Here is a 22,061-nt window from a genome sequence, read left to right as displayed (position 1 = left end):
CGCCGTCACAGACGACGCGCGAGCAGCGACCACGAGGAGACCGCAATGACTGTGACTGACGAGTTCCGGGCGGCCAGGGGCCGGCTCATCGAGCTCCGCAGCGACTACAACGCTGCCCGTGAGAACTTCGAGTGGCCGCGCTTCTCGCACTTCAACTTCGGCATCGACTGGTTCGACCGGATCGCCGAGGACAACGACGATCCTGCGCTGTGGATCGTCGAACAGGACGGGTCGGAGGGCAAGTGGAGTTTCGCCGAGCTCGCCGCACGTTCGAACCAGGTCGCGAACTTCCTCCGCCGCTCCGGCGTCCAGCGCGGGGACCACGTCATGGTCATGCTCGCCAATCAGGTCGAGCTGTGGGAGACGATGCTCGCCGGCATCAAGCTCGGCGCCGTGCTCCTGCCGACGACGACGCAGCTCGGTCCCATCGACCTGAGCGACCGCGTGGAGCGGGGCCGGGCCCAGTTCGTCGTCGCCGGTCCTGAGGACGCTGCGAAGTTCGACGACGTCGACGCCGAGGTCGTTCGCATCGTCGTCGGCGGAGAGCCGACCCGCCAGCAGGACTATGCCTACGCCGAGGCCGAGGAGGAGCGCACCGAGTTCGAACCGCAGGGCCGCTCCCGCGCCGACGACCTGCTCCTGCTCTACTTCACCTCGGGCACGACGTCGAAGGCGAAGATGGTCGCCCACACCCATGTCTCCTACCCCGTCGGACATCTCTCGACGATGTACTGGATGGGGCTGACCCCCGGCGACGTCCATCTCAACGTCGCCTCGCCCGGATGGGCGAAGCACGCCTGGTCGAACATCTTCACCCCGTGGATCGCCGAATCGTGCGTGTTCCTCTTTAACTACTCGAAGTTCGACGCCGGCGCGCTCATGGAGACGATGGATCGGGCCGGGGTGACGAGCTTCTGCGCGCCTCCCACGGTCTGGCGGATGCTCATCCAGGCCGACCTGGGCCAGCTGCAGACCCCGCCGACGAAGGCCCTCGGGGCGGGTGAGCCGCTCAACCCCGAGGTCATCGACCGGGTCAAGAGCGAATGGGGTGTGCTCATCCGCGACGGATACGGACAGACGGAGACGACCCTGCAGATCGGCAACTCCCCGGACCAGCCGCTCAAGTACGGGTCGATGGGCAAGGTGCTCCCCGGCTACGAGGTCGTCCTCATCGACCCGGCCAGCGGGGAAGAGGGTGACGAGGGCGAGATCTGCCTCCGCCTCGACCCGCCTCCGCTCGGCCTGACCACCGGGTACTGGAACAACCCCGAGAAGACCTCTGAGGCCTTCGAGGGCGGCGTCTACCACACCGGCGACGTTGCGCAGCGCGATGAGGAGGGCTACATCACCTACGTCGGGCGGGCCGACGACGTGTTCAAGGCCAGCGACTACCGGCTCTCCCCGTTCGAACTCGAGAGCGTGCTCATCGAGCACGAGGCCGTCGCCGAGGCGGCCGTGGTCCCCTCCCCGGATCCGGTCCGTCTCGCCGTCCCCAAGGCCTATGTCGTCGTCGGCAGCGGCTTCGAGCCCGATGCCGAGACCGCGCGCTCGATCCTCGCGTACTGCCGGGAGAACCTCGCCCCCTACAAGCGGATCCGCCGACTCGAGTTCGCCGAGCTGCCGAAGACGATCTCGGGCAAGATCCGTCGCGTCGAACTCCGCGCGAGAGAGGATCAGCTCCACCCCTTCAGCGGCGAACCCTCTGTCGAGGGGACCGAGTACGCGGACACCGACTTCGACCTCAAGGGCTGAGTCGGGCGGCTGCACGACAGGGGATGCGGACGGGAGGTCGGCCTCGCGGTCGGGGCGATTTCAGTGCCTGTGACAAGGGAGAATGTGAGCAAACACGCACTCTGAGTGTTTGCTTTACGTGAAGAGATGTAAAATTGCCGGTGAACGGGTTGCCGTAGGCGCGCCGTTCTCACAGCGGGTGATGCTCAGCAGCCACATGGCGCGGCGGAACCGCATTTTTCACGGTGTTCCAATGAACGCGTGCGACACTGAAATCCATTTGTGACCTTTTCGAACCTCGTCGCCATCGCAGTGCGGGACGTGGAGAAGACCTGGAGGACCTTGGGTGGCTAAGGCAGAGAAAGCAGCCGGAACCAGAGGCAGGAAGACGAAGAATCTGCTCAACTATCCGCGTGCCGGAGTGAGCGGGTGGACGCGCTTCCTGCCCAGTCTGCGCATCCTCGTCGTCGGCGGACTCAGTGCGATCATCCTCGCGTGCATCGCGTTCGCAATCGGCTACGCGACGACCGAGGTCCCCGAACCCAACCTCGAGGCGACCGGGCAGACGTCGACGATCTACTACAACGACGGCAAGACCCCGATCGGCCACTACAAGATCGAGGACCGGAGGTCTGTCGACATCGGTGAGATCTCCGAGCCGATGCAGAAGGCCGCGATCGCTGCCGAGGACACGTCGTTCTACGAGAACCGCGGCATCTCGATCAAGGGCCTCTCCCGCGCTGTGGTCGGCGTCGTGACCAACCAGTACGCCGGCGGCGGCTCGACGATCACCCAGCAGTACGTGAAGAACTTCTACCTGACGAACGAGCATTCGCTCGACCGCAAGGTCAAGGAGATGTTCATTGCGCTCAAGATCGACCAGCAGCAGAGCAAGGACGAGATCCTCGCGAACTACCTCAACACGATCTACCTCGGACGCCGCTCCTACGGTGTCGAGGTCGCAGCGCAGAACTACTTCGGCAAGTCCGCGAAGGACCTCGATCTCGCCGAATCCGCGCTCCTCGCCGCGATGATCCAGCGCCCCGGTGCCGCCGATCCTGCGGAGAACCCGGAGATGTACCAGGACCGCTTCGACTACGTCATCAAGTCGATGGTCGACGAGGGCTTCATCACCCAGGAGCAGGCCGACCAGGTCGAGATGCCCGAGGTCAAGGCGCAGAGCAAGGAGGACTCGCTCAGCGGTCAGAAGGGCTACATGTGGGAGTACGTCCGCAAGGAGGCCATGGCGAAGCTCGGGATCGACGAGTCGCAGCTCGACCGCGGCGGCTACGACATCGTCACGACCTTCGACGCGAAGCGGATGAAGGAAGCCGAGCAGGCGATCAACGACCTGCCGAAGGACAAGCCGAAGGGCCTGCAGGCGGGCCTCGTCTCGATCGATCCGAAGACCGGCGGCATCGAAGCCTTCTACGGCGGCAAGAACTACCTCGATCAGGCGTTCAACGCCTCGACGCAGGGACACGCTCAGGCGGGTTCGACGTTCAAGCCCTTCGCCCTCGTCGCCGGCTTCGAGAACGGCGTGCGCCTGACCGATCGGTACCCGGGCAGCCCGACGACGCTCAACAATGACGGCACTCCGTGGCCGGTGAAGAACTTCGGCGGCTCGAGCTATGGACCGGTCACCCTGCTCAAGGCCACGCAGTCCTCGATCAACACGGCCTATGCAGCGCTCAACGTCCAGGTCGGTCCCGACAAGACCGTCGACGTCGCACAGCGGGCGGGCCTGAGCCCCAACTGCACGAAGGAGCAGATGGCCTCGGGCGACACCGGCAACTGCACGATCGACCTCACCCCGAACGCGGCCAACGTCCTCGGTACGCCGAGCGTCAAGGTCATCGACATGGCCACCGCGTACGCGACGTTCGCTTCGAACGGCGTGCGCCACGAGACCCACTCGATCGAGTCGGTCTCGAAGGACGGCGAAGAGGTCTACAAGGCCGACACCAAGGGTGAGCGGGTCTTCGACAAGGCCGTCGCCGCCGAGACCACCTACGCCCTGCGCCAGGTCGTCAACGGCGGGTCGGGCAGCTACGCCCAGAACCTCGGCCGCCCGGCGGCCGGCAAGACCGGTACGTCGACGTCGAACAAGTCGGCGTGGTTCTCCGGCTACACCCCGCAGCTGGCCACCTCGGTCGTCCTCTACCGTGAGGTCGACGGCAAGTCCGTGCCGATCGGCGCCTACGGCGGTCGCAGCGAGGTCACCGGTGGTTCGTTCCCGATCCAGGTGTGGACGGCGTACATGAAGGACGCCCTCGAGGGGACGAAGGTCGAACCCTTCCCCGAGCGCGGCAAGCTGCCAGAGGTGAAGAAGCCCGCCAATACGAACGCTCCTCCGGCGCCCAAGCGCGAGCCGCGCGAGGATGACGACGACGCGCGGAAGAAGGCTCCCGTCGACGAACCGACGAAGAAGCCCAAGGACGACGAGGAGAAGGACTCCGGCAAGGACAAGGACAAGGAGAAGGACGCCGACTCGACTGCCGATACCGACGGCAAGGACTCCGCCGACGGGTCGAATGAAGGGTCCAAGGACGGCAACGAAACCGGGTCGTCAGACGAAGGCGGGGACGGTGAGAATCCGACGAAGCCGCCTAAGAAACCGGACCCGACTAAGCCCCCGAAGAAGCCGGTTCCTATCGATCCGCCGACCGGAGCGCCCGGCGGGTGATCCCGCACGCCGGGGGCCGGTCATCGTCCGATGACCGGTAACCTCTGAATATGCCTTCGACTCCAGCCACCCGGATCGCCGAGCCCCTGCTCGGCGGTCCGGACGGCATTCACCGCGGTTCCGCATCGGCCGTGTACCTGCGCGGGCAGGCCTTCGTCCTCGCGGGGATCCTCGGGATCACGACGTTCCTCGCTCTCGCTCTCCAGGGGCCGTGTCTGAGCTCGGGCTACGAGCGGCCGAGCGCCTCGGCGAGGATGTGCGCGGGCCCCCTGTCGACGGCGTTCCTCGGGCAGTTCAATCCCGAGGCGGTGGGCCGCGCTCGCGGCGGAGCCTCGGGACTCTCCGTTCTCGACGGCGTGCTCGTCGACGTCTTCCGCCTCATCACCGATGACGTCTCGGTGTTCATGGCCTTCGTCCTCCTCCTCAACGTCATCGGCATTGCCGCCCTCGGCGTCGCCCTTCTCCTCCTCGCCCGCCGGCGGGCATGGCTCGTCGCCGTCTTCGCCTCACCCGTCATCCTCTTCACCCTCGGATCGACGCTCGACCCTCTCGCGCTCGCGCTCAGTCTCTGGGCCGTCGTCCTCGTCGTCGCTCCGGCTCCGGTGACTCCGCGACCGTGGCTGGCGGGGATCCTGCTCGCGATCGCCGCGTTCGAGAATCCGCTCGCTCTCCTCGTCCTCGCCGCCCTCACGCTCTCGGGGCTCTACCCGCCGGGCCGGCTCGAGCGCCGCAACCCGCAGATGATGATCGCAACCGCGACGATCGCCTCGGCGATCATCCTCGTCGCCGACGGCACCACGATCCGCCGGATCACGCAGTGGCTCTCGGACGCCGTCGACGGCGGTTCGTTCGCCTCGATCCTCGTCATGGCCCGCATCGGTGACGCCGGGACGTGGGCGACGGTGTGGATCGTCGCGAGCGGGATCCTTGTGGCGGGCGTCCTCGTCGCCCTGTTCATGGTGCGTGGACACGGCCTCGACCCGGCCGTCACCTCGTGTCTGCTCATCGGCTCGTGCCTCGTCCTCGCCCCCGCCCTCATGCCGTGGGATTCGCTGTGGATCCTCCCCTTCCTCGCCCTCGCCGTTTCCCGGTGGTGGGTGCTCATCGCCTGGGCCCTCGCCGAGGCGGTCTTCGCCGTCGCGATCCAACTCGGCGACGTCACCGGCATCGATCCGAGCAAGGGCCTCGAACCCTCCTTCATCGCCCTCTTCTCCCTCCTGCGGCTCTTCGCCCTCATCATCGTCGTCGTCTTCGCCGGGGAGAACCTCTACCGGCGTCGGGTGCGCGGACGGCTGCGCCCGCGGATCCGGACGGCAGAGCCGGCCACCGGCGATGCCGATCCCGAGACCGCGGGCCCCCGCGCCGACGTCGCGGCCGGCGGGAATGACGGAGCGGCCGGCGGCGGTGCCGGGACGGTTGCCGCGGGAGACTCAGGCGGACACGGGGACTCGGGCACCGCCTCGGCGAGGGAATGACCCTGCCCCCGTGGCCAAGGGCACGGGATTCCGACATGACAGCCGGAGGCGCGGTCCCGTAGAATAGTGAGGTCTGTTCCCATTTCGCGGACGTCGCGGAGGACGGAACGGGCACGCATTTACCCTCCTGCCATGGACCGACCATGGCCGTGAAGACCAGAGGAGGTGGGTGACACATGCGTCATTACGAGCTCATGCTCATTCTCGACAGCGACCTCGAAGAGCGGACGTTGGCTGACACCGTGAACAACCTGATCAAGGTTGTCCCGGCAGAGAACGGAACCGTCGACAACGTGGACATCTGGGGACGTCGGCGCTTCGCCTACGAGATCCAGAAGAAGTCCGAGGGCTACTACGTCGTGGTGGACTTCCACGCGGAGCCGGCCACGACCAAGGAACTCGATCGTCAGCTCGGACTCAACGAGTCGGTGCTGCGGACCAAGATCCTCCGCCCGGACGCCAAGTAAGCGTCACGCTACCCCGTTTGAGGAGCATTCAATGGCAGGCGAAACAGTCATCACGGTCGTCGGGAACCTGACAAGCGATCCCGAACTGCGCTTCACACCCAACGGTGCTGCAGTCACGAACTTCACCGTGGCCTCGACGCCGCGTATCTTCGACCGTCAGTCGAACGAGTTCAAGGACGGGGAGACCCTGTTCCTGCGCTGCTCGGTCTGGCGTGAGATGGGAGAGAACGTCGCCGAATCGCTGCAGCGGGGTACCCGGGTCATCGTGCAGGGCCGACTGAAGTCGCGCTCGTTCGAAACCAAGGAAGGCGAGAAGCGCACGGTCATGGAGCTGGACGTCGACGAAGTCGGCCCCAGCCTGCGACGCGCGACCGCTCAGGTCTCGAAGAACGAACGCGGCGGCGGAGGCTTCTCCGGCGGTGGCGGCAACTCCGGCGGCTACCAGGGTGGCGGCCAGCAGGGCGGCTACCAGCAGCAGTCGTCGGGATGGGGCAACAACCCGCAGCAGGGTGGACAGCGCCAGGGCGGCTACAGCCAGGGGAACAACGGTCCGAACAACGACCCGTGGGCATCATCTTCTCCCCAGAACGACAACGGCGGCTGGGGCAATCCCGGCGCCGACGAACCGCCGTTCTGACCACGTTTTAGACATTTCTCATACAGGAGAGACTCATGGCAAAGCCAGAGATCCGGAAGCCTATCAAGAAGAAGGCGAATCCGCTCAAGAAGGGCGAAGCGGCCAACATCAACTACAAGGACACCGCTACGCTCCGCAAGTTCATTTCTGACCGTGGCAAAATCCGTGCACGACGCGTCACCGGCGTGACCGTGCAGGAACAGCGCGTCATCGCGAAGGCCGTCAAGAACGCCCGCGAGATGGCACTCCTGCCCTACTCGAGCTCTGCTCGCTGATCGGAGGAGAACAGTTATGCCGAATCGCAAAGTGATTCTCACTCAGGAAGTCGACGGCCTCGGGGCCGCCGGTGACATCGTCGAGGTTCGCGCCGGCTACGCGCGCAACCTGCTCGTCCCCCGCGGCTGGGCCACCCCGTGGACCGAGGGCGCGGAGAAGCAGATCCTCGCGCTGCGCAAGGCCCGTCAGGCCAAGCAGATCGCCGACCACGACGAAGCCGTCCGCGTCAAGGACCAGCTCGAGTCGACGAGGGCTCGCATCGAGCTCAAGGCCGGCAAGAACGGTCGCCTCTTCGGCGCCGTCACCCCGGCGCTCGTCGCCGAGGCGCTGCAGACCGCGACCGGACACGACTTCGATCGTCGTCAGGTCGCGCTCACCGGTCACGTCAAGACCTCCGGCAGCTACACCGCTGTCGTGCGCGTCAACGACACGATCACCGCGAACGCCAAGTTCGACGTCATCGGCAAGGCCTGATCGCCGCAGCCTGATCGGCTGACGGTCCTGCGGGATCGTAGGCTGGTCGGTCCCCCGGGTCTGTGAGCTGCTCGGTCCTCCGGGACCGGCCGCCGAGACCACGACCGCCGGGTGCCCATCGTGGGCACCCGGCGGTCGTGCATTCACGTGGCAGGAAACGGCCAGATCGGCTCCGGGTGTGGCAGAGTGTTGTCGAAAACCTCGATTGTCGGAACTCCCGCCCCGGTCGATTGGAGACGTGACCCAATGAAGAAGCTCATGATCAGCGCCACCGGACGGCTCGTCGCGTCCATCATCGTCGGTCTCATCATCGGCGGCATCGTCGGTCTCCTGACCACCACCGGCGATGGGTTCCTCGTCGGCATTGCGGCGGCGGCGACGTTCTTCGTGCTCGTGGGCACCGCCGCCCTGTGGCCGATGTCCTCCGAGGAGACGAAGTCGAACGCGAGCCGGGAGGACTTCAATCCCGTCCTTGACGAGGTCGTCATCACGATCGCCCAGCTCTGCGGACTCGGCGGCATCATCCTCCTCCAGATCGTCGGCGGCTCCCAGGCCGGTAACTGGGAAGCTGCGATCGCCCTCCTCGGCGTCTTCATGTCCTGGGCCGGCCTGCAGATCCTCTACAGCGCCCGCTACGCCTACATGTACTTCGGCGACGGGACCCCTGGCGGCATCGACTTCAACTCCGATCGGGTGCCCAACTACAAGGACTTCCTCTACTTCGGCTACGCGGTCGGCATGACCTTCGGCGTCACGGACACGAGCGTCTCCGACACGCAGATCCGCGCCGTCGTGCTGCGCCACAGTCTGCTGTCCTACGTCTTCAACGCGGTCATCCTCGCCACGGCCATCAACCTCGTCGTCGGGGTCTTCTCGAACTGAGGGCGGCGGGGCGCAGGGAGTTGCGCTGCGGGTGCGGTCGTGCGTGTAGACGACACCGCAGACGGGGTTGTCGGCTGTTCCGGAGGAGGATCCGATGCGAATCCGGGCCCGATTTCGGACTCGATTCTCCTCGGGAAGACTGCCGAGGGTAGGACGAAGACTTAGTGAGCGCAATCAGCGCTTCGGGTAGGTGATGGTCCGGTCGTCGGCGACGACGGCACCTGAGCTGAGCACCGCCTCGGCGGTCTGATTCCTTCCGAGCACATGACGGACGGGACGGTCACGGGCGAGGAGGTAGTCGGCGATGATGCGCCGATGACAGCGCCACCACACGGCCTCCGAGCACATAACGGCACACCGCCGCTCATCGCCCCAGCCGAGCAAGACGTCGATGTCGGTGGCGAACTCTACGCCGAGGGCATGGTCGGCGTAGTTGTGGAAGCTGCGGTTCTCCCACCATGCGTTGACGTCGAAGGGCACGTCGTCGCTGACATTCCGCCGTCCGGTCAGTCCGTCGAGACGACGCAGCTCGATGTCCTGATCCGCAAGCGCCTCGGCGAGGACATCGGCGTTGAACTGCGGGTTCGCCTTCGATCCGGGCAGCTTGCGGACGTCGACGACCACCTCGGCGTGATTCTCGTGGAGAAGGTCGAGGAACTCCTCGAGGGGCCGGTTCGAATGGCCGATCGTGAGGAAGTCGGGTCCGCCCGGTGCGGGTGCGGGGGCTTCGGGCTCACCCGATGCGGGCCCATCCGGTTCCGGCGCGGAGTCGCTCATCCGTCGATGAGGTGGAGTGCGCTGCCCTTGTGGGCGGCGATGTGATCGGTCTTGTCGCTCTTGATCGCGTACTGGGGATCGTCCGGCGTCGCCCGGTGCGTGTGCCCCTTGTAATCGAAGTCCGCGGTGTGGACCCGGATGATGTGCCCGGAGACCTCACCGGCCTCGGAGTTCCACCCCACGTGATCGCCGACGGAGAATTCGTGTGCCATGACCTGCCCTTTCACTCGAATGCGTACCTGGCTCTGCTCATGTCGATGCGGTGCCCGACCATCGGCGTGCTCCCCGTATGCTGAGTTCCGCGCGTATCCCCTGCGGACTGAGTCAACCACTCTGACTGAGAGGGCGCCGTCCATACGACTACGGTACTCTCCTCGACAAGGCGACTGTTGTCGAAGCCGCTTCCGCAGCGCGTGGTCCGTGGGTGCTCGGGACGGCGGGGACCCTGATCACGGCACGCACGCTCGAGGTTCCCAGGTCCGACCCAGCCGGTCGGCACGGAACCCGGCCCATAGTTCGCTAGAGTCGGTGTTCGCTAGAGTCGGTGCCCAGGGGGTAGAGATGACGATCGAGAGAACCGAGCCGATGCCGCGCTTCGGCGGGCCGAGCGAACTCACACCGGAGGATCGGGAACGAGCGCGGGGCCTGCGGAAGATGCGTCGGCTCGCCCTTTCCCTGCTCATCCTCGCGACCCTCATCTTCCTCTCGACGAACCTCTTCACCGACCTCTCGGGCGTCTGGGGCTTCATCGCCCGCGGCTCCGAGGCCGCGATGATCGGTGCGATCGCCGACTGGTTCGCCGTGACCGCACTCTTCCGCCACCCACTCGGCCTGCCGATCCCGCACACCGCAATCATCCCCCGGAAGAAGGACGCCCTGGGGGCGAGTCTCTCCGCGTTCGTTGCGACGAACTTCCTCCACGCCGAGGCGGTGTCGACGAAGATCCGGTCGCTGGGAGTCTCACGGCGCGCCGGGGAATGGCTGAGCAGGTCCGCCAACCGCGACCTCGTCGTCGACCGGGCCGCCGGCGGACTCGAGTACGTCCTCGACCGCATCGACGACGAGCAGATCGCGGCGCTCACCCGCAACGTCATCATCCCGCGTCTGGTCGCGACGAAGAAGTCACCGGTGCTCGGCCAGCTGCTGCGCCAGATCGTCCTCGACGGTGCCCACCACAAGCTCGTCGACCTCGTCATCGCCGAGGCGTACACCTGGTTGAGCGACAATCCGCAGGTCATCGACGAGATCGTCCACAACCGCGCCCCGTCCTGGGTGCCCGACTTCGTCAACGATCAGCTCGCCAGCCGTCTCCAGCGCGAGATCCTCGGCTGGCTCGTCGACGTCCGCGACAACCCGTACCACAAGGCCCGCCAGGCCCTCGACGCGTGGCTCGTCGACCTCTCCACCGACCTCTCGACCGACACGCCGCTCGCCGAGAAGGCCGAGGACATCATCAACGACCTCCTCACCCAGGACGGGGTCGTCGACTCGGTCCTCGAGATCTGGACCTCCCTCAAGCAGCTCCTGCGCGAGGCGATCATCGAACCCGACGGTGAGGTCCGCGACCGCATCGCCGATCTCATCGGCGAATTCGCCGAGCGCCTCCAGACCGACACCGCGTTCGCGGAGAGGATCGACGACCGCGTCGCGACGACCGCCGGCGACCTCGCCGAGAGCTTCGGCCCCGAGATCGCCAGCGTCATCTCGGACACGATCGAACGCTGGGACGCGAAGGAGGCCGCCGACCGCATCGAGCTCTACGTCGGCCGCGACCTCCAGTACATCCGCATCAACGGCACCGTCATCGGCGCACTCGTCGGCCTCGCCCTCCACACGGTCATCGTCCTCCTCCCGACCTGAGACCGGCGTCATCACCGACCGCATCGTCCGGTGAGAGGACCGATGCCGCCATGCGCACGGAACTCACGATCGACGGTCTGCCCATCCGCCCGAGGCCGCGGGCGGTGACCCGGCACGAGCCGAGGTGCGATGAGTGCGGAACCCGGCTCACGCCTCGGCGAGGCCGTCGTCCGTGCGCGACTGAGCGCTGCGACGCCTGCCGAAGTACCCGACGACGAGGACGACGGCGATGCCGACGACCGCCCCGAGCAGTGTCTCGATCCCGCGGTCGATGATGAGCGTCGAGCGTGGGATCGGGTGCGCGAGCTGGGTCATGAGGAGGATCATCGGGGTGAAGAACGTGAGCGCGAACCCGTAGTTGCGCATCATCAGGTACTCGGTCGGGAACTGGAGGAGGATGACCGGGATCGCCAGCCACACCGGTGAGGGGTCCGGCCAGAGGATGAGCGCGGTGAGGATGAGTCCCGAGAACGTCCCGAGGACCCGGTGGACGCCGCGGGAGATACGGCCGGGAAGCTCGGCCGCGGCCAGCGGCACGGCCGCCGAGGCCATTGCCCAGTACGCGTGATCGAGTCCGATGAGCGTGCCGAGGATCCCCGCCGAGGCGACCGCCACCGCATACGTGGCAGCGTGCCTGACCATGCGCGGAGCATGCGGGCTGCGCAGCGGGGTGATCGCCCGCCGGGAGCCTGGCCGCCAGGTGCGGGTGCGGAACCATCCGAGGAAGCCGATGGCGATCGCGAAGGCCGCCGCGAGGACGCTGATGCCGATCGACACCCACGGTGGGGCCAGCGGTTCGACCGAGGCACAGGCGCCGAGGGCGAAGATGGCGTAGAACGGTCCTCCCGGGCGCATCCGCGCGCGGTCGGCGATGATCGACCCGACCGCGGCGAAGAACGCCTCGATGCCGATGAGCCCCCACACGGGTGTGTCCATCGTCGCGAGCATGACGCCGATGACGACTCCGGAGAGGAGGAGCACGGCTGCCTGGAGCTGGTGGATGAGTCGCAGCTGGTGCGGCTCGCCGCGGCCGTACATGCCGCAGAAGGCACCGAAGACCGCGTAGATGATGAACTGCTCATACCCGAGGATGAGGAGGACGAGCGAGGGGATCGCGACGCCGAGGCCGACCCGGATCGGTGCCCCCCGGTCGTCATCGCCGGGCTCGAGGCGCAGGGTGCCCCGCAGATAGTCGATGATCCTCTTCATGGCTGTGGTGCCGACCGCCACCCGCCAGGTGGTCGGCGGACGCACCGGGGCGCGGTCATTCCTCCTGGTGGATGAGCTGGACGAGATTGCCCACCGTGTCGTCGAGCACGGCGGTGGTGATCGGCCCCATCTCGAGGGGCTTCTGGGTGAATGATACGCCGAGGCCGGTCAGCCGCTCGTACTCCGCGGCGACGTCGTCGACGGCGAACTGGTTGATCGGGATCCCGTCGGCTTTGAGCGCCGAGGTGTACTCGCGGGCCGCGGGGTGCCCCATCGGCTCGAGGACGACCTCGACGCCGTCGGGCGCCTCGGGTGAGACGACCGTGAGCCAGCGCGCCTCACCGACGGGGACGTCGTGCTTGAGGACGAAGCCGAGCTTGTCGGTGTAGAACTCGAGCGCGCGGGCCTGGTCCTCGACAGGGATACTGATCCACTGTGCCTTCATGATGGGTCTCCTTCTCTGGGGTCTGCGGTGCCTTGGGTTGGGGTGGCTGGTGCTGGGCGGTCCGGTGCTGGGCTGTTCTGTGCTGGGCGGGCGGTGCCGTCGGACTGCGCTGCCGCCTGCTGCCCTCCGGTCCACCGGTCGAACGCTGTCCGGAGCGGTTCGGGATCGAGCCGGTGGAACTTGTAGCGCCCCTCCCTCCTGGTGACGACGAGGCCGGCGGATTCGAGGACCTCGAGGTGCTGTGACACCGCCTGCCGGGACAGGCCGAGCCCGTGCCTGTTCGCCAGGCGCGAGCAGATCTCGAACAGGGTCTGGTCGTCGCGCTCGGCGAGCTCGTCGAGGATCGTCCGCCTCGTCGGGTCGGCGATCGCCTTGAAGAGGTCCGTCACCCCGCCACCATAGGCAAGTGATCACTTGCCTGTCAATGGTCTGAGGTCACTGAAGGTGTCGAATCAGGCCGATCTGTTGTCCCAGGTCACAGTCCCCGCAGTTCCCCCACCAGGAGAGTCGGGTTTTCCTACCGCGAGCAGTGGGAGGACTGCATGGCCGCTGAGAACGATCGACGAAACCATGGAGATATGAACACACACATGCCCGCGATCATCACCGCCTCCAATGTCGTCAAGCACTACAACCAGACCTACGCCCTCGCCGGAGTCGGCCTCGACATCGGCCTCGGCGAGTCCCTGGCCATCATGGGACCCTCGGGGTCCGGCAAGACGACCCTGCTCCACTGCCTCGCCGGAATCATCCGCCCCGATGAGGGCTCGATCCGCCTGCTGCCCACCGATCGCAGCGCCGCCGCGGACATCACCGGCCTCAAGGAGTCCGGCCGCACCGCGCTGCGCCGCGAGGTCTTCGGCTTCGTCTTCCAGCAGGGACTCCTCCTGCCTGAGCTCACCGCCGAGGACAATGTCGCGCTCGCCGCGATGCTCGCCGGCATGAACCGAACCGAGGCCACGAAGCACGCCCGTGCCTGGCTGCAGCGCCTCGGCCTCGGCGAACACCTGGGCAAGCGCATCGGTCAGCTCTCCGGCGGCCAGGCCCAGCGTGTGGCCATCGCCCGCTCCCAGGTCACTCAGCCCGTCGTCACCTTCGCCGACGAACCGACCGGAGCCCTCGACTCCCGCACCTCCTCCGAGGTCCTCTCCGAACTCCTCGCCTCGACGACCGGACGCGGTTCGACCCTCGTCGTCGTCACCCATGACGAGAACGTCGCCGCCCGCTGCTCGCGCGTCGTGCGCCTCGCCGACGGCCGCATCGTCTCCGACTCCGCCGCGCAGTACGCGACGAACAACGGGTGATGCCGACCATGAATGTCCTCCCACTCGTCCTCTCGAAGCAGACGTTCACCTCGACGACGGCCCGCCTCGTCGCGATCGCGTTCTTCGCCTGCTCGACCCTGTTCCTCACCGTCGCCGCCGGCGCCTGGGCGTTCAACGACCGTCCCGAGGTCGACCGCTACGCCGAGGTGGCTGAGCTCTACCGCATGCTCGCCGTCCTCGCCACGGTCTTCCTCATCGTCCCCGCCGTCAGCCCCGGCGTCGCCTCAGCGAAGCTCAGTGCCCGCCGTCAGGACGAGCGCCTCTCGATGCTCTCGCTCCTCGGTGCCTCGAAGGGCACGGTGCGCCTCGTGGCCGTCGCCGAACCCTTCATCCCCGCTGCCGCGGGCATCCTCGCCGGCATCGTCGGCTACCTGGTCCTCGCCTACCCCCTCAGCTTCATCGTCTTCACCGGTGTTCCGCTCGGATACTCTGCGCTGCTCATGCCGGTCTGGCTGCTCGCTGCGGTCGTCGTCGGGCTCCTCCTCGTGTGTCTCCTCGCCGCTCTTCTCGGGCTGCGCAAGGTCATCGTCTCCCCGCTCGGTGTGCGCACCCGCTCGCTGGCGCGGAAGTTCCCGATCGTGCGCATCATCACCGTCGCCGTCCTCGCCGTCGTCATGGTCTCCGCCCTCGTCTTCTCCCAGCAGGAGGGACAGCGTCAGCTGACGACAGCGATCGCGAGCATCGTCACGATCGGCGTCGCCCTCCTCGTCATCAACGTCCTCGGTGTGCTCATCATGAGGGTCCACGCCGCGGTCAGCAGCCGCATCGCCCGTCGCCCCGGTGCGATGCTCTCGGCGGCGATGATCGCCGATGCGCCGTCGCAGTACTGGCGTCGGGTCGCCGGTCTCGCACTCATCACCTTCATCGCCGTCGTCGGCGGAGCGGGAGCGGCGATGATGCGGGGCAACATCGAGGCCCTGCCCGCCGAGGAGCTCGCGCAGATGGGCCCGTACCAGTTCACCGCGGACGACGTCTTCACCGGACTCATCCTCACCCTCGGATTCGCGTTCGTCTTCATCGTCGTGTCCGCGACGATCAACCAGGCCGCGGACATCCTCGACCGTGCCTCGACGTACCGTGAGCTCCACGCGGCCGGCATGACGCAGTCGATGATGCACGGAGTCACCGTCCGTTCGGTGATGTCCCCGATCATCCTCGTCACCCTCGTCTCCCTCGTCCTCGGCGGACTGCTCGCGGCGGTCATGGCTCAGGCCGAAGATGTCGGTGATCCCGTGACCCTCGGCGTCGTCTCCGCAGTCCTCATCGGCGGAGTGGCAATGGTGTGGCTGGGACTGCAGTTCACTCGTCCGCTCGTCCGCCGCGTCACCGCGGTCGCCGCCTGAGGCGACCGCCCGAACAGGAGTCAGCCATGTCGGCACCCGTGAAGATCCTCCCCGTCGTCCTCGGTCGCAGGACCGTGACCTCCCCGAGTTCGCTGCTCGTGATGAGCTCGTTCTTCGCCTGCGCGACGCTCTTCCTCACCGTCGCCGCGGGGGCGTGGATGTTCTTCCAGATCCCGCCGATCCCCGAGGCCGAGGGGATCGACGGAATGTACAAGTTCCTCGCCGCCTTCGCCACGGTGCTCCTCGTCATCCCGGCGAGCACCCTGGCGTCGGCTTCGGCGACGCTCTCGGCGCGGCGGCAGGACGAGCGGCTCTCGACGATGTCCCTGCTCGGGGCCAGGCGCTCGGAGATCGTCGCGCTCGCCGTCGCCGAACCCCTCGTCCCCGCCGTGTGCGGCATCGTCCTCGGCGTCGGCGGCTACCTCGTGCTCGCGTGGCCGGTCAGTCTCATCCACTTCCTCGGTCGGCCGATCGGGTATGCGAACATGCTCATGCCGCCGCTGCTGCTCGCAGGCGTCGTCGTCTTCCTCATCCTCGTCTGCGTCCTCTCAGCGCTCGTCGGGCTGCGGAAGGTCACGGTCTCCCCGCTCGGAGTGCGCACGAAGTCGCTTGACCGGAAGTTCCCGCTCGGCCGGGTCATCGCCGTGACCGTCGCGATCCTCCTCCTGCCGGTCGGCCTCTTCCTCGCGAAGTCCGCGGAGCTCGGGTTCGCCGTGGTCATCGCTGCGATCCTCACGGTGTTCCTCCTCGGGCTCATCGTCGTCGACCTCCTCGGCGGGCTGCTCATGCGGTGGTTCGCCCACATCGCCGGCACCCGGGCCTCGTCGTCGGCCAGGCTCATCGCCGCCCGCCTCGTCTCCGACGAGCCGAAGCGGTTCTGGCGCCGGGTCTCCGGGCTGGCGATGACGGCGTTCGTCGCGGCCGTCGGCGGATCGGGCATCGCGCTCATGCAGGTGGGGATGGACACCGTCGAGGATCCCGCGACCGATGCTCCCGCCGAGGTGGGGGTGTTCTTCGAGGACATGTTCACCGGCATCCTCCTCGTCCTCGGCATCTCGATCGTCCTCATCGCCGTCTCGGCGCTCATCAACCAGGTCGCCGACATCTACGACCGAGCCGACACGTTCGCCGACCTCTATGCCGCGGGCATGGATGTCGACACGATGCACGCAGCCCTCGTGCGGGCCGTGCTCTCCCCGGTCGTCTGGGTGAGCCTGCTCGCCGGTGGACTCGGCCTCCTCCTCGTCCTGCCCCTGGCCGGTGCGGCGCTCGTGTTCAAGCCGGTCACGTTCCTCACGATTCTCGCGTCAGTGGTCGTCGGTATCGTCGTCATCAGACTCGGCCTCCAACTCGCGAAGCCGATTCTCGCCTCGGTGGCGACTGCCGGGCGCGCCCGGGTCTGAGGGACGTCTGGCAGGACCACCGCAGCACCGCCTCGGCGGGCCCTTCGTCCGGTCGCCGAGGCGGTGACGAGGATCGCTGTCGATCCCGAGTCGGGCCCGGGTAAAGTGGGATGGCACTGCATCCGGGTCGGGGCCGTGGAACGGCGAGGGAGGAAGTCTTGGGAGTGACGACAGATCAGGAGTTCGACGGCCTGAGGACCCCTCCGCAGGACGTCGAGGCCGAGGAGAGCGTCCTCGGGGCGATGCTCCTGTCGAAGGACGCGATCGCCGACTGCGTCGAGTCGATGTCCGGCGACGACTTCTACCGTCCGGCCCACGAGACGATCTACGAGGCGATCCTCGACCTCTACTCCCGCGGTGAGCCCGCGGACTCGGTGACGGTCGCGAACTACCTGACGAAGACCGGTGACCTCTCGCGCATCGGCGGGCCCGCCTACCTCCACACGCTCATCGCCTCGGTGCCGACCGCGGCGAACGCCGCGTACTATGCGACGATCGTGCGCGAACGCGCCGTTCTGCGCCGCCTCGTCGAGGCGGGCACGCGGATCGTGCAGATGGGCTATGACGCCGAGGGCGACACCGATGACGTCGTCAACAACGCGCAGGCCGAGATCTACCGGGTCACGGAGAAGCACACGACCGAGGACTACGTCATCCTCTCCGAGATCCTCGGCGAGGTGGCGCAGGAGATCGAACGCAACGGCGACACGGATGGGCAGACCGCGGGTGTGCCGACCGGGTTCACCGAGTTCGACCAGCTCACCAACGGCCTCCACCCCGGGCAGATGATCGTCATCGCCGCGCGCCCCGGTGTCGGCAAGTCGACGCTGGCCCTCGACTTCATCCGCTCGGCGGCGATCCACCACAAGCAGGCCGCCGTCTTCTTCTCCCTCGAGATGGGCAAGAACGAGCTCGTCATGCGCCTGCTCTCGGCCGAATCGGAGATCCCGCTGCAGTCCCTGCGCCGCGGCGAGCTCAGCCCCCACGACTGGACGAACCTCGCCGCGACCGAGGCCCGCATCAACGATGCCCCGCTCTTCGTCGACGATTCCCCGAACATGGCGCTCACCGAGATCCGCGCGAAATGCCGCCGGCTCAAGCAGCAGCACGACCTCAAGATGGTCTGCGTCGACTACCTCCAGCTCATGAGCTCGGGCAAGCGCGTCGAATCGCGTCAGCAGGAGGTCTCGGAGTTCTCCCGTTCGCTCAAGCTGCTCGCGAAGGAGCTCGAGGTCCCGGTCATAGCGCTCTCCCAGCTCAACCGCGGCAGCGAGCAGCGCACCGACAAGCGCCCGATGATCTCCGACCTCCGCGAATCCGGTTCGATCGAGCAGGACGCCGACATGGTCCTCCTCATCCACCGTGAGGACATGTACGACAAGGAGCACGAACGAGCCGGTGAGGCCGACATCATCGTCGCCAAGCACCGTGCCGGACCGACCGGTGACATCGCCGTGGCGTTCCAGGGAGCGAAGTCGCGCTTCGTCAACATGCCGCAGTAGGGGGCGATCACGCGGGCGAAGATCTACCGCGAGGGCTCCGCCGACGCCTGAGTCGCTTTGTACGATGGCAGTCATGGACACGACGCCGAACGACCTGCTCGTGCTGCTCGCGGTCTCCCGGTCGGGGAAGTTCGCGTCGGCCGCCCGGGTTCTCAAGGTCAACCACACGACGATCTCCCGGCGGATCGCCGCCCTCGAGAAGTCACTCGGCGGCCGCGTGCTCTCCCGCTCCGCCGAGGGCTGGGAGCTCACCGAACTCGGAGCCTCCGCCGTCCGCGTCGCCGAACAGGTCGAGTCCGCGGTCCACAGCCTCGGCGAATCCGGACAGACCCCCGACCCGATCACCGGGGTCGTGCGGATGTCGGCGACCGACGGGTTCAGCGCCTTTATCGCCTCCCCGGCGGTCGCGAAGCTGCGGCAAGCTCATCCGGGGCTGAGCGTCGAGATCATCACGGTGACGAGGCAGGCGCTGCAGCAGCGGTCGGGCCTCGACATCGAGATCGTCGTCGGCGAACCCCAGGCACACCGCGCCGAAGCGCTGCGACTCGGGGAGTACGCGCTGGGCATGTATGCCGCCCGCGACTACCTCACCGAGCACGGGACCCCGAGCACCGTCGACGAACTCATGGAGCACCAGCTCGTCTACTTCGTCGACGCGATGCTCCACGTCGACGACCTCGACGCTCCCCGGCGACTCGTGCCGTCGATGAAAGACGGGGTGACCTCGACGAACGTGTTCGTCCACGTCGAGGCCACCCGCGCCGGCGCGGGCATCGGGTTCCTCCCGTGCTTCATGGCCGACCGGCATCCCGACCTCGTCCGGCTGCTGCCGGGCGAGCTCTCCGAACGCCTGCCGTACTGGATGGTCCTGCGCACGGATTCGCTGCGCCGGCCCGCGGTCGCCGCCGTCGTTCAGGCGCTGCGGGAGGAGACCGTTTCGCAGGCGGAAGCGCTGCTCGGCCGGAGCAGACACTCCGACGCAGCGGCCGAGACCGACAGCGCCGGGCCCGACAGTGCTGGGCCCGGCGGCGCCGCTCTCGTCAGTGCGCCCGATCAGCCGGCTCGGTGAGGATCGCCCCGATGCCCTGCTCGTACGTCGTCACGGCGAAGTCCGGGAATCGGGAGGCGAACTTCGCGGTGTCGAACACGTTGTCCCCGCGGTACCGGGGTAGGAGTTCGGCCGCCTCGGCGAGCATCGGATTGAACCGGCTCCCGATCTTGAACACCCACAGCGGCAGCACCGTGTACCCGATCCTCCGCCCGGTGACCGCCGAGGCGATTCCGATGAGCTGCCGGTAGGTCTGCCGGTTCTCATCGATCGGCAGATGCCACGTCTGCCCGTAGGCGTCCGGGGTGTTGCCGAGGAGCGCGAGCGCCCGCGAGGCATCCGGAGTCCAGATGAGCGAGCGCTTCGTGCGCGCACTCACCGGCACCAGCGGGCGCTTGCCCGCCCTGATCCGGTCGAAGACGAGCATGTTCGACCAGCTCTTCGTCTTCCCCGGCCCGTAGAACTCCGGAGCCCGACCGATGAGCGCCTCGATCGTCCCCGCCTTCATCTCCTCGAGCAGCATCGTGACGATCTCCGCCCGCACCCGACCCTTCCGGCCGCCGGGCGCGAATCCCGTCGACTCGGTTTGCGGGGCAGGCGTGCCCGGATACATGTACGTGTTGTCGAAGAAGACGAGCTTCGTGCCGTGGACCTTGCACGCGTCGATGACGTTCCTCATCATCACCGGGAACTTCTCCTCCCACAGCGCCGAATCCATCGGCAGTCCCACGGTGAGGTAGGCGATCTCACTGCCCGCGACGGCGCGCTCGGTCGAGACCGGGTCCATGAGGTCGGCGGCGACGAGCTCATCGGTGCCGTTGACCTGTTTGGGTCGCCGGCTGACGAGACGGATGTCTGTTGTGAAGTTCCGGTGGAGCTCGCGGGCGAGCTCATCGGCGATGGGTCCGCCGGCTCCGAGGATGGTCTGCATGATCACTTCACTCCCGGGATGTGCTTGAGCACGCGCAGCGCGCCGGAGACGATGCGGGCGTAGCGTGCGGGATCGGCCTTGTCCGGTGCACCGACGGGCAGGAGTCGCGAGGCGGCGATGGTCTGCGATTCCGTGTACTTGAGGATGCCGTGCTCCCCGTGACGTCGGCCGAGTCCCGAGGACTTCATCCCTCCCATCGGAGCGTCGACGGAGCCCCACGCGGCGGCATAGGCGTCGTTGACGTTGACGGTTCCCGCCTGAAGACGGGCCGCCACCCGGACACCACGGTCCTCATCCGAGGTCCACACGCTGAAGTTGAGTCCGTAGTCGCTGTCGTTGGCCTTCGCGATCGCCTCCTCCTCGTCGGCGACGCGGTAGAGGCTGACGACGGGACCGAAGGTCTCGTGGGCGAAGACCTCCATCGACGCGTCGACCTCGGTGAGGATGGTCGGCTCGAAGAAGTACGGGCCGAGATCCGGGCGGGCATTCCCACCAGCGAGGACGGTCGCTCCCTTCGCCTTCGCATCCTCGACATGGCGGACGACGGTGTCGAGCTGCTTCTGCGAGACGAGCGATCCCATGTCCCCTGAGTAGTCGAGACCGGCCGACAGCGTCATCGCCTGTGCTGCGGCGGCGAACTTCGTCGTGAACTCGTCCCAGAGGACGCCGGGAACATAGATCCGCTCCATCGAGATGCACAGCTGACCGGTGTTGGAGAAGCTCGCCCGGATCGCCCCGGACACGGCTCTGTCGACATCGGCATCGTCGAGGACGAGCAGGGCGTTCTTCCCGCCGAGCTCCATCGAGGACTCGATGAGGTTCTCCCCGGCCTGCGCGGCGACGGTGCGACCGACGGCGGTCGACCCCGTGAACATGAGGAAGTCGGAGTTCTCGATGATCGGCCGGCCGAGCTCGGCACCCGAACCGGTGACGACCTGGACGAGGCCGGGCTGCATGCCCGCCCGTTCGAGCAGTTCGACGGCCCACAGGGCGGAGAACGGGGTCTGCGCGTCCGGTTTGGCGAGCACGGCGTTGCCGGCGACGATCGCCGGGAGGGCATCGCTGATGCCGAGGGTGAGCGGATAGTTCCACGGCGAGATCACCCCGACGACGCCCTTCGGATGGTGGAGTTCCCAGACCTTCGTCAGGCCCAGCTGCACACCCTGCCGGCGCTTGGGCCGGAGGATCCTCTCGGCCGTATGCGCATAGTAGCGGGCGTTGATGGCGACATCCATGATCTCCTCGAACGCGTGCCGACGGGCCTTGCCGTTCTCGAGCTGGATGAGGTCGAGGACTTCGTCCTGATGGGCGAGCACGAGGTCATGGAAGCGCAGGAGCACGCGGGCGCGCTCCTTGATCGGTCGCTCGGCCCACGCCTGCTGGGCTCTGCGGGCGCGTTCTGCTGCGGTGACGATGTCGACCTCGGTGCCGTGCGGCACGGTGCCGAGGACCTCACCGGTCATCGCATTGGTGACGTCCTGAGTGGAGGCGGGATCGGCCACCTCGACGCGGCGTGCCAGGGCCGCGAGCCGGTCGGTGGTGATCCTCGGGGTGAGCCGCCGGGCGGCGGTGAGAGTGGACACGATGGTC

Annotated in this window: 21 protein-coding genes; 14 read left to right on the top strand and 7 right to left on the bottom strand. The window is 67.2% G+C overall.

The genetic code is table 11. The features are described 5' to 3' along the window. Positions 1 to 45 precede the first annotated feature (45 nt). From AC0VYB_RS17835 to AC0VYB_RS17800, 8 genes are all read left to right on the top strand, one after another. Complete coding sequence (locus AC0VYB_RS17835) at positions 46 to 1,752, top strand: AMP-binding protein (protein WP_259800809.1); 1,707 nt, start codon at positions 46 to 48, stop codon at positions 1,750 to 1,752. Between the two features lie 325 nt (positions 1,753 to 2,077). Continuing rightward, the gene (locus AC0VYB_RS17830; RefSeq protein WP_259800808.1) at positions 2,078 to 4,417 is read left to right on the top strand and encodes a transglycosylase domain-containing protein; all 2,340 of its coding nucleotides are present in this window, start codon (positions 2,078 to 2,080) and stop codon (positions 4,415 to 4,417) included. 50 nt (positions 4,418 to 4,467) lie between these two features. Beyond that, complete coding sequence (locus AC0VYB_RS17825) at positions 4,468 to 5,892, top strand: hypothetical protein (RefSeq protein WP_259800807.1); 1,425 nt, start codon at positions 4,468 to 4,470, stop codon at positions 5,890 to 5,892. A 176-nt stretch (positions 5,893 to 6,068) separates the two neighbouring features. Next, on the top strand, positions 6,069 to 6,359 hold the full coding sequence (gene rpsF / locus AC0VYB_RS17820; protein WP_009376857.1) for a 30S ribosomal protein S6: 291 nt from the start codon (positions 6,069 to 6,071) through the stop codon (positions 6,357 to 6,359). Positions 6,360 to 6,390: 31 nt separating this feature from the next. Further along, entirely contained in the window at positions 6,391 to 6,996 is a 606-nt protein-coding gene (locus AC0VYB_RS17815) for a single-stranded DNA-binding protein (protein WP_475384901.1), read from the top strand. A gap of 35 nt (positions 6,997 to 7,031) precedes the next feature. Further along, positions 7,032 to 7,271 (top strand): 30S ribosomal protein S18, encoded by a 240-nt coding sequence (gene rpsR / locus AC0VYB_RS17810; protein WP_009376853.1) that lies wholly within the window; start codon positions 7,032 to 7,034, stop codon positions 7,269 to 7,271. Positions 7,272 to 7,287: 16 nt separating this feature from the next. Then, entirely contained in the window at positions 7,288 to 7,746 is a 459-nt protein-coding gene (gene rplI, locus AC0VYB_RS17805; protein ID WP_259819735.1) for a 50S ribosomal protein L9, read from the top strand. 246 nt (positions 7,747 to 7,992) lie between these two features. Then, entirely contained in the window at positions 7,993 to 8,628 is a 636-nt protein-coding gene (locus AC0VYB_RS17800; RefSeq protein ID WP_475384900.1) for a DUF1345 domain-containing protein, read from the top strand. A gap of 174 nt (positions 8,629 to 8,802) precedes the next feature. Here AC0VYB_RS17800 and AC0VYB_RS17795 read toward each other — a convergent pair whose 3' ends face one another. Both AC0VYB_RS17795 and AC0VYB_RS17790 read right to left on the bottom strand, forming a co-directional pair. Next, positions 8,803 to 9,405 (bottom strand): DUF488 domain-containing protein, encoded by a 603-nt coding sequence (locus AC0VYB_RS17795; protein WP_172706598.1) that lies wholly within the window; start codon positions 9,403 to 9,405, stop codon positions 8,803 to 8,805. Next, on the bottom strand, positions 9,402 to 9,617 hold the full coding sequence (locus AC0VYB_RS17790; protein ID WP_172706599.1) for a hypervirulence associated TUDOR domain-containing protein: 216 nt from the start codon (positions 9,615 to 9,617) through the stop codon (positions 9,402 to 9,404). Before AC0VYB_RS17790 ends, AC0VYB_RS17795 begins: the two co-directional genes overlap by 4 nt. 349 nt (positions 9,618 to 9,966) lie before the next feature. Between AC0VYB_RS17790 and AC0VYB_RS17785 the strand changes: the two genes are divergently transcribed. Beyond that, complete coding sequence (locus tag AC0VYB_RS17785; protein WP_101623312.1) at positions 9,967 to 11,265, top strand: DUF445 domain-containing protein; 1,299 nt, start codon at positions 9,967 to 9,969, stop codon at positions 11,263 to 11,265. 147 nt (positions 11,266 to 11,412) lie between these two features. Here AC0VYB_RS17785 and AC0VYB_RS17780 read toward each other — a convergent pair whose 3' ends face one another. From AC0VYB_RS17780 to AC0VYB_RS17770, 3 genes are read right to left on the bottom strand one after another with little or no spacing between them, the layout of a single operon-like run. Then, positions 11,413 to 12,519: an FUSC family protein gene (locus tag AC0VYB_RS17780; RefSeq protein ID WP_259801247.1), complete on the bottom strand. Its 1,107-nt coding sequence runs from the start codon at positions 12,517 to 12,519 to the stop codon at positions 11,413 to 11,415. 10 nt (positions 12,520 to 12,529) lie between these two features. After that, positions 12,530 to 12,919, bottom strand: coding sequence for a VOC family protein (locus AC0VYB_RS17775; RefSeq protein ID WP_009376839.1), 390 nt, complete (start codon positions 12,917 to 12,919; stop codon positions 12,530 to 12,532). Then, positions 12,916 to 13,308 (bottom strand): ArsR/SmtB family transcription factor, encoded by a 393-nt coding sequence (locus AC0VYB_RS17770; RefSeq protein WP_009376837.1) that lies wholly within the window; start codon positions 13,306 to 13,308, stop codon positions 12,916 to 12,918. Before AC0VYB_RS17770 ends, AC0VYB_RS17775 begins: the two co-directional genes overlap by 4 nt. 189 nt (positions 13,309 to 13,497) lie before the next feature. On the opposite strand from AC0VYB_RS17770, the gene AC0VYB_RS17765 reads away from it, so the two are divergent. The 5 genes from AC0VYB_RS17765 (at position 13,498) to AC0VYB_RS17745 (ending at position 19,561) form a co-directional block, all read left to right on the top strand. Continuing rightward, positions 13,498 to 14,223: an ABC transporter ATP-binding protein gene (locus AC0VYB_RS17765; RefSeq protein ID WP_259788476.1), complete on the top strand. Its 726-nt coding sequence runs from the start codon at positions 13,498 to 13,500 to the stop codon at positions 14,221 to 14,223. Between the two features lie 8 nt (positions 14,224 to 14,231). Then, positions 14,232 to 15,587, top strand: coding sequence for an FtsX-like permease family protein (locus AC0VYB_RS17760; RefSeq protein WP_313450680.1), 1,356 nt, complete (start codon positions 14,232 to 14,234; stop codon positions 15,585 to 15,587). A 26-nt stretch (positions 15,588 to 15,613) separates the two neighbouring features. Further along, positions 15,614 to 16,990 carry an FtsX-like permease family protein gene (locus AC0VYB_RS17755; RefSeq protein WP_259788474.1) on the top strand — a complete coding sequence of 459 codons (1,377 nt, stop codon included), beginning with the start codon at positions 15,614 to 15,616 and terminating at the stop codon, positions 16,988 to 16,990. Positions 16,991 to 17,154: 164 nt separating this feature from the next. After that, positions 17,155 to 18,492: a replicative DNA helicase gene (dnaB, locus tag AC0VYB_RS17750; protein WP_009376829.1), complete on the top strand. Its 1,338-nt coding sequence runs from the start codon at positions 17,155 to 17,157 to the stop codon at positions 18,490 to 18,492. Positions 18,493 to 18,565: 73 nt separating this feature from the next. Continuing rightward, positions 18,566 to 19,561 (top strand): LysR family transcriptional regulator, encoded by a 996-nt coding sequence (locus tag AC0VYB_RS17745; protein WP_259801251.1) that lies wholly within the window; start codon positions 18,566 to 18,568, stop codon positions 19,559 to 19,561. Here AC0VYB_RS17745 and AC0VYB_RS17740 read toward each other — a convergent pair. Continuing rightward, the gene (locus AC0VYB_RS17740; RefSeq protein WP_259788462.1) at positions 19,533 to 20,471 is read right to left on the bottom strand and encodes an NAD-dependent epimerase/dehydratase family protein; all 939 of its coding nucleotides are present in this window, start codon (positions 20,469 to 20,471) and stop codon (positions 19,533 to 19,535) included. The genes AC0VYB_RS17745 and AC0VYB_RS17740 overlap by 29 nt on opposite strands. Positions 20,472 to 20,473: 2 nt before the next feature. Continuing rightward, complete coding sequence (locus AC0VYB_RS17735) at positions 20,474 to 22,054, bottom strand: succinic semialdehyde dehydrogenase (protein ID WP_259788458.1); 1,581 nt, start codon at positions 22,052 to 22,054, stop codon at positions 20,474 to 20,476. Positions 22,055 to 22,061 lie beyond the last annotated feature (7 nt).

The sequence above is a fragment of the Brevibacterium sp. Z349TD_9 genome, assembly GCF_056173565.1.
The sequence above is the reverse complement of the archived record's forward strand: the minus strand, read 5'-3'. Positions and strand labels throughout refer to the sequence as shown.

Excerpts from the sequence above, each read along its gene's own strand:
- AC0VYB_RS17800 (WP_475384900.1), top strand. The coding sequence starts at position 7,993 with ATGAAGAAGCTCATGATCAGCGCCACCGGACGGCTCGTCGCGTCCATC.
- AC0VYB_RS17825 (WP_259800807.1), top strand. The coding sequence starts at position 4,468 with ATGCCTTCGACTCCAGCCACCCGGATCGCCGAGCCCCTGCTCGGCGGT.
- AC0VYB_RS17765 (WP_259788476.1), top strand. The coding sequence starts at position 13,498 with ATGAACACACACATGCCCGCGATCATCACCGCCTCCAATGTCGTCAAG.
- AC0VYB_RS17775 (WP_009376839.1), bottom strand. The coding sequence starts at position 12,919 with ATGAAGGCACAGTGGATCAGTATCCCTGTCGAGGACCAGGCCCGCGCG.
- rplI (WP_259819735.1), top strand. The coding sequence starts at position 7,288 with ATGCCGAATCGCAAAGTGATTCTCACTCAGGAAGTCGACGGCCTCGGG.
- AC0VYB_RS17760 (WP_313450680.1), top strand. The coding sequence starts at position 14,232 with ATGAATGTCCTCCCACTCGTCCTCTCGAAGCAGACGTTCACCTCGACG.
- rpsR (WP_009376853.1), top strand. The coding sequence starts at position 7,032 with ATGGCAAAGCCAGAGATCCGGAAGCCTATCAAGAAGAAGGCGAATCCG.
- rpsF (WP_009376857.1), top strand. The coding sequence starts at position 6,069 with ATGCGTCATTACGAGCTCATGCTCATTCTCGACAGCGACCTCGAAGAG.
- AC0VYB_RS17740 (WP_259788462.1), bottom strand. The coding sequence starts at position 20,471 with ATGCAGACCATCCTCGGAGCCGGCGGACCCATCGCCGATGAGCTCGCC.
- AC0VYB_RS17815 (WP_475384901.1), top strand. The coding sequence starts at position 6,391 with ATGGCAGGCGAAACAGTCATCACGGTCGTCGGGAACCTGACAAGCGAT.
- AC0VYB_RS17835 (WP_259800809.1), top strand. The coding sequence starts at position 46 with ATGACTGTGACTGACGAGTTCCGGGCGGCCAGGGGCCGGCTCATCGAG.
- AC0VYB_RS17790 (WP_172706599.1), bottom strand. The coding sequence starts at position 9,617 with ATGGCACACGAATTCTCCGTCGGCGATCACGTGGGGTGGAACTCCGAG.
- AC0VYB_RS17795 (WP_172706598.1), bottom strand. The coding sequence starts at position 9,405 with ATGAGCGACTCCGCGCCGGAACCGGATGGGCCCGCATCGGGTGAGCCC.
- AC0VYB_RS17755 (WP_259788474.1), top strand. The coding sequence starts at position 15,614 with ATGTCGGCACCCGTGAAGATCCTCCCCGTCGTCCTCGGTCGCAGGACC.
- AC0VYB_RS17785 (WP_101623312.1), top strand. The coding sequence starts at position 9,967 with ATGACGATCGAGAGAACCGAGCCGATGCCGCGCTTCGGCGGGCCGAGC.
- AC0VYB_RS17745 (WP_259801251.1), top strand. The coding sequence starts at position 18,566 with ATGGACACGACGCCGAACGACCTGCTCGTGCTGCTCGCGGTCTCCCGG.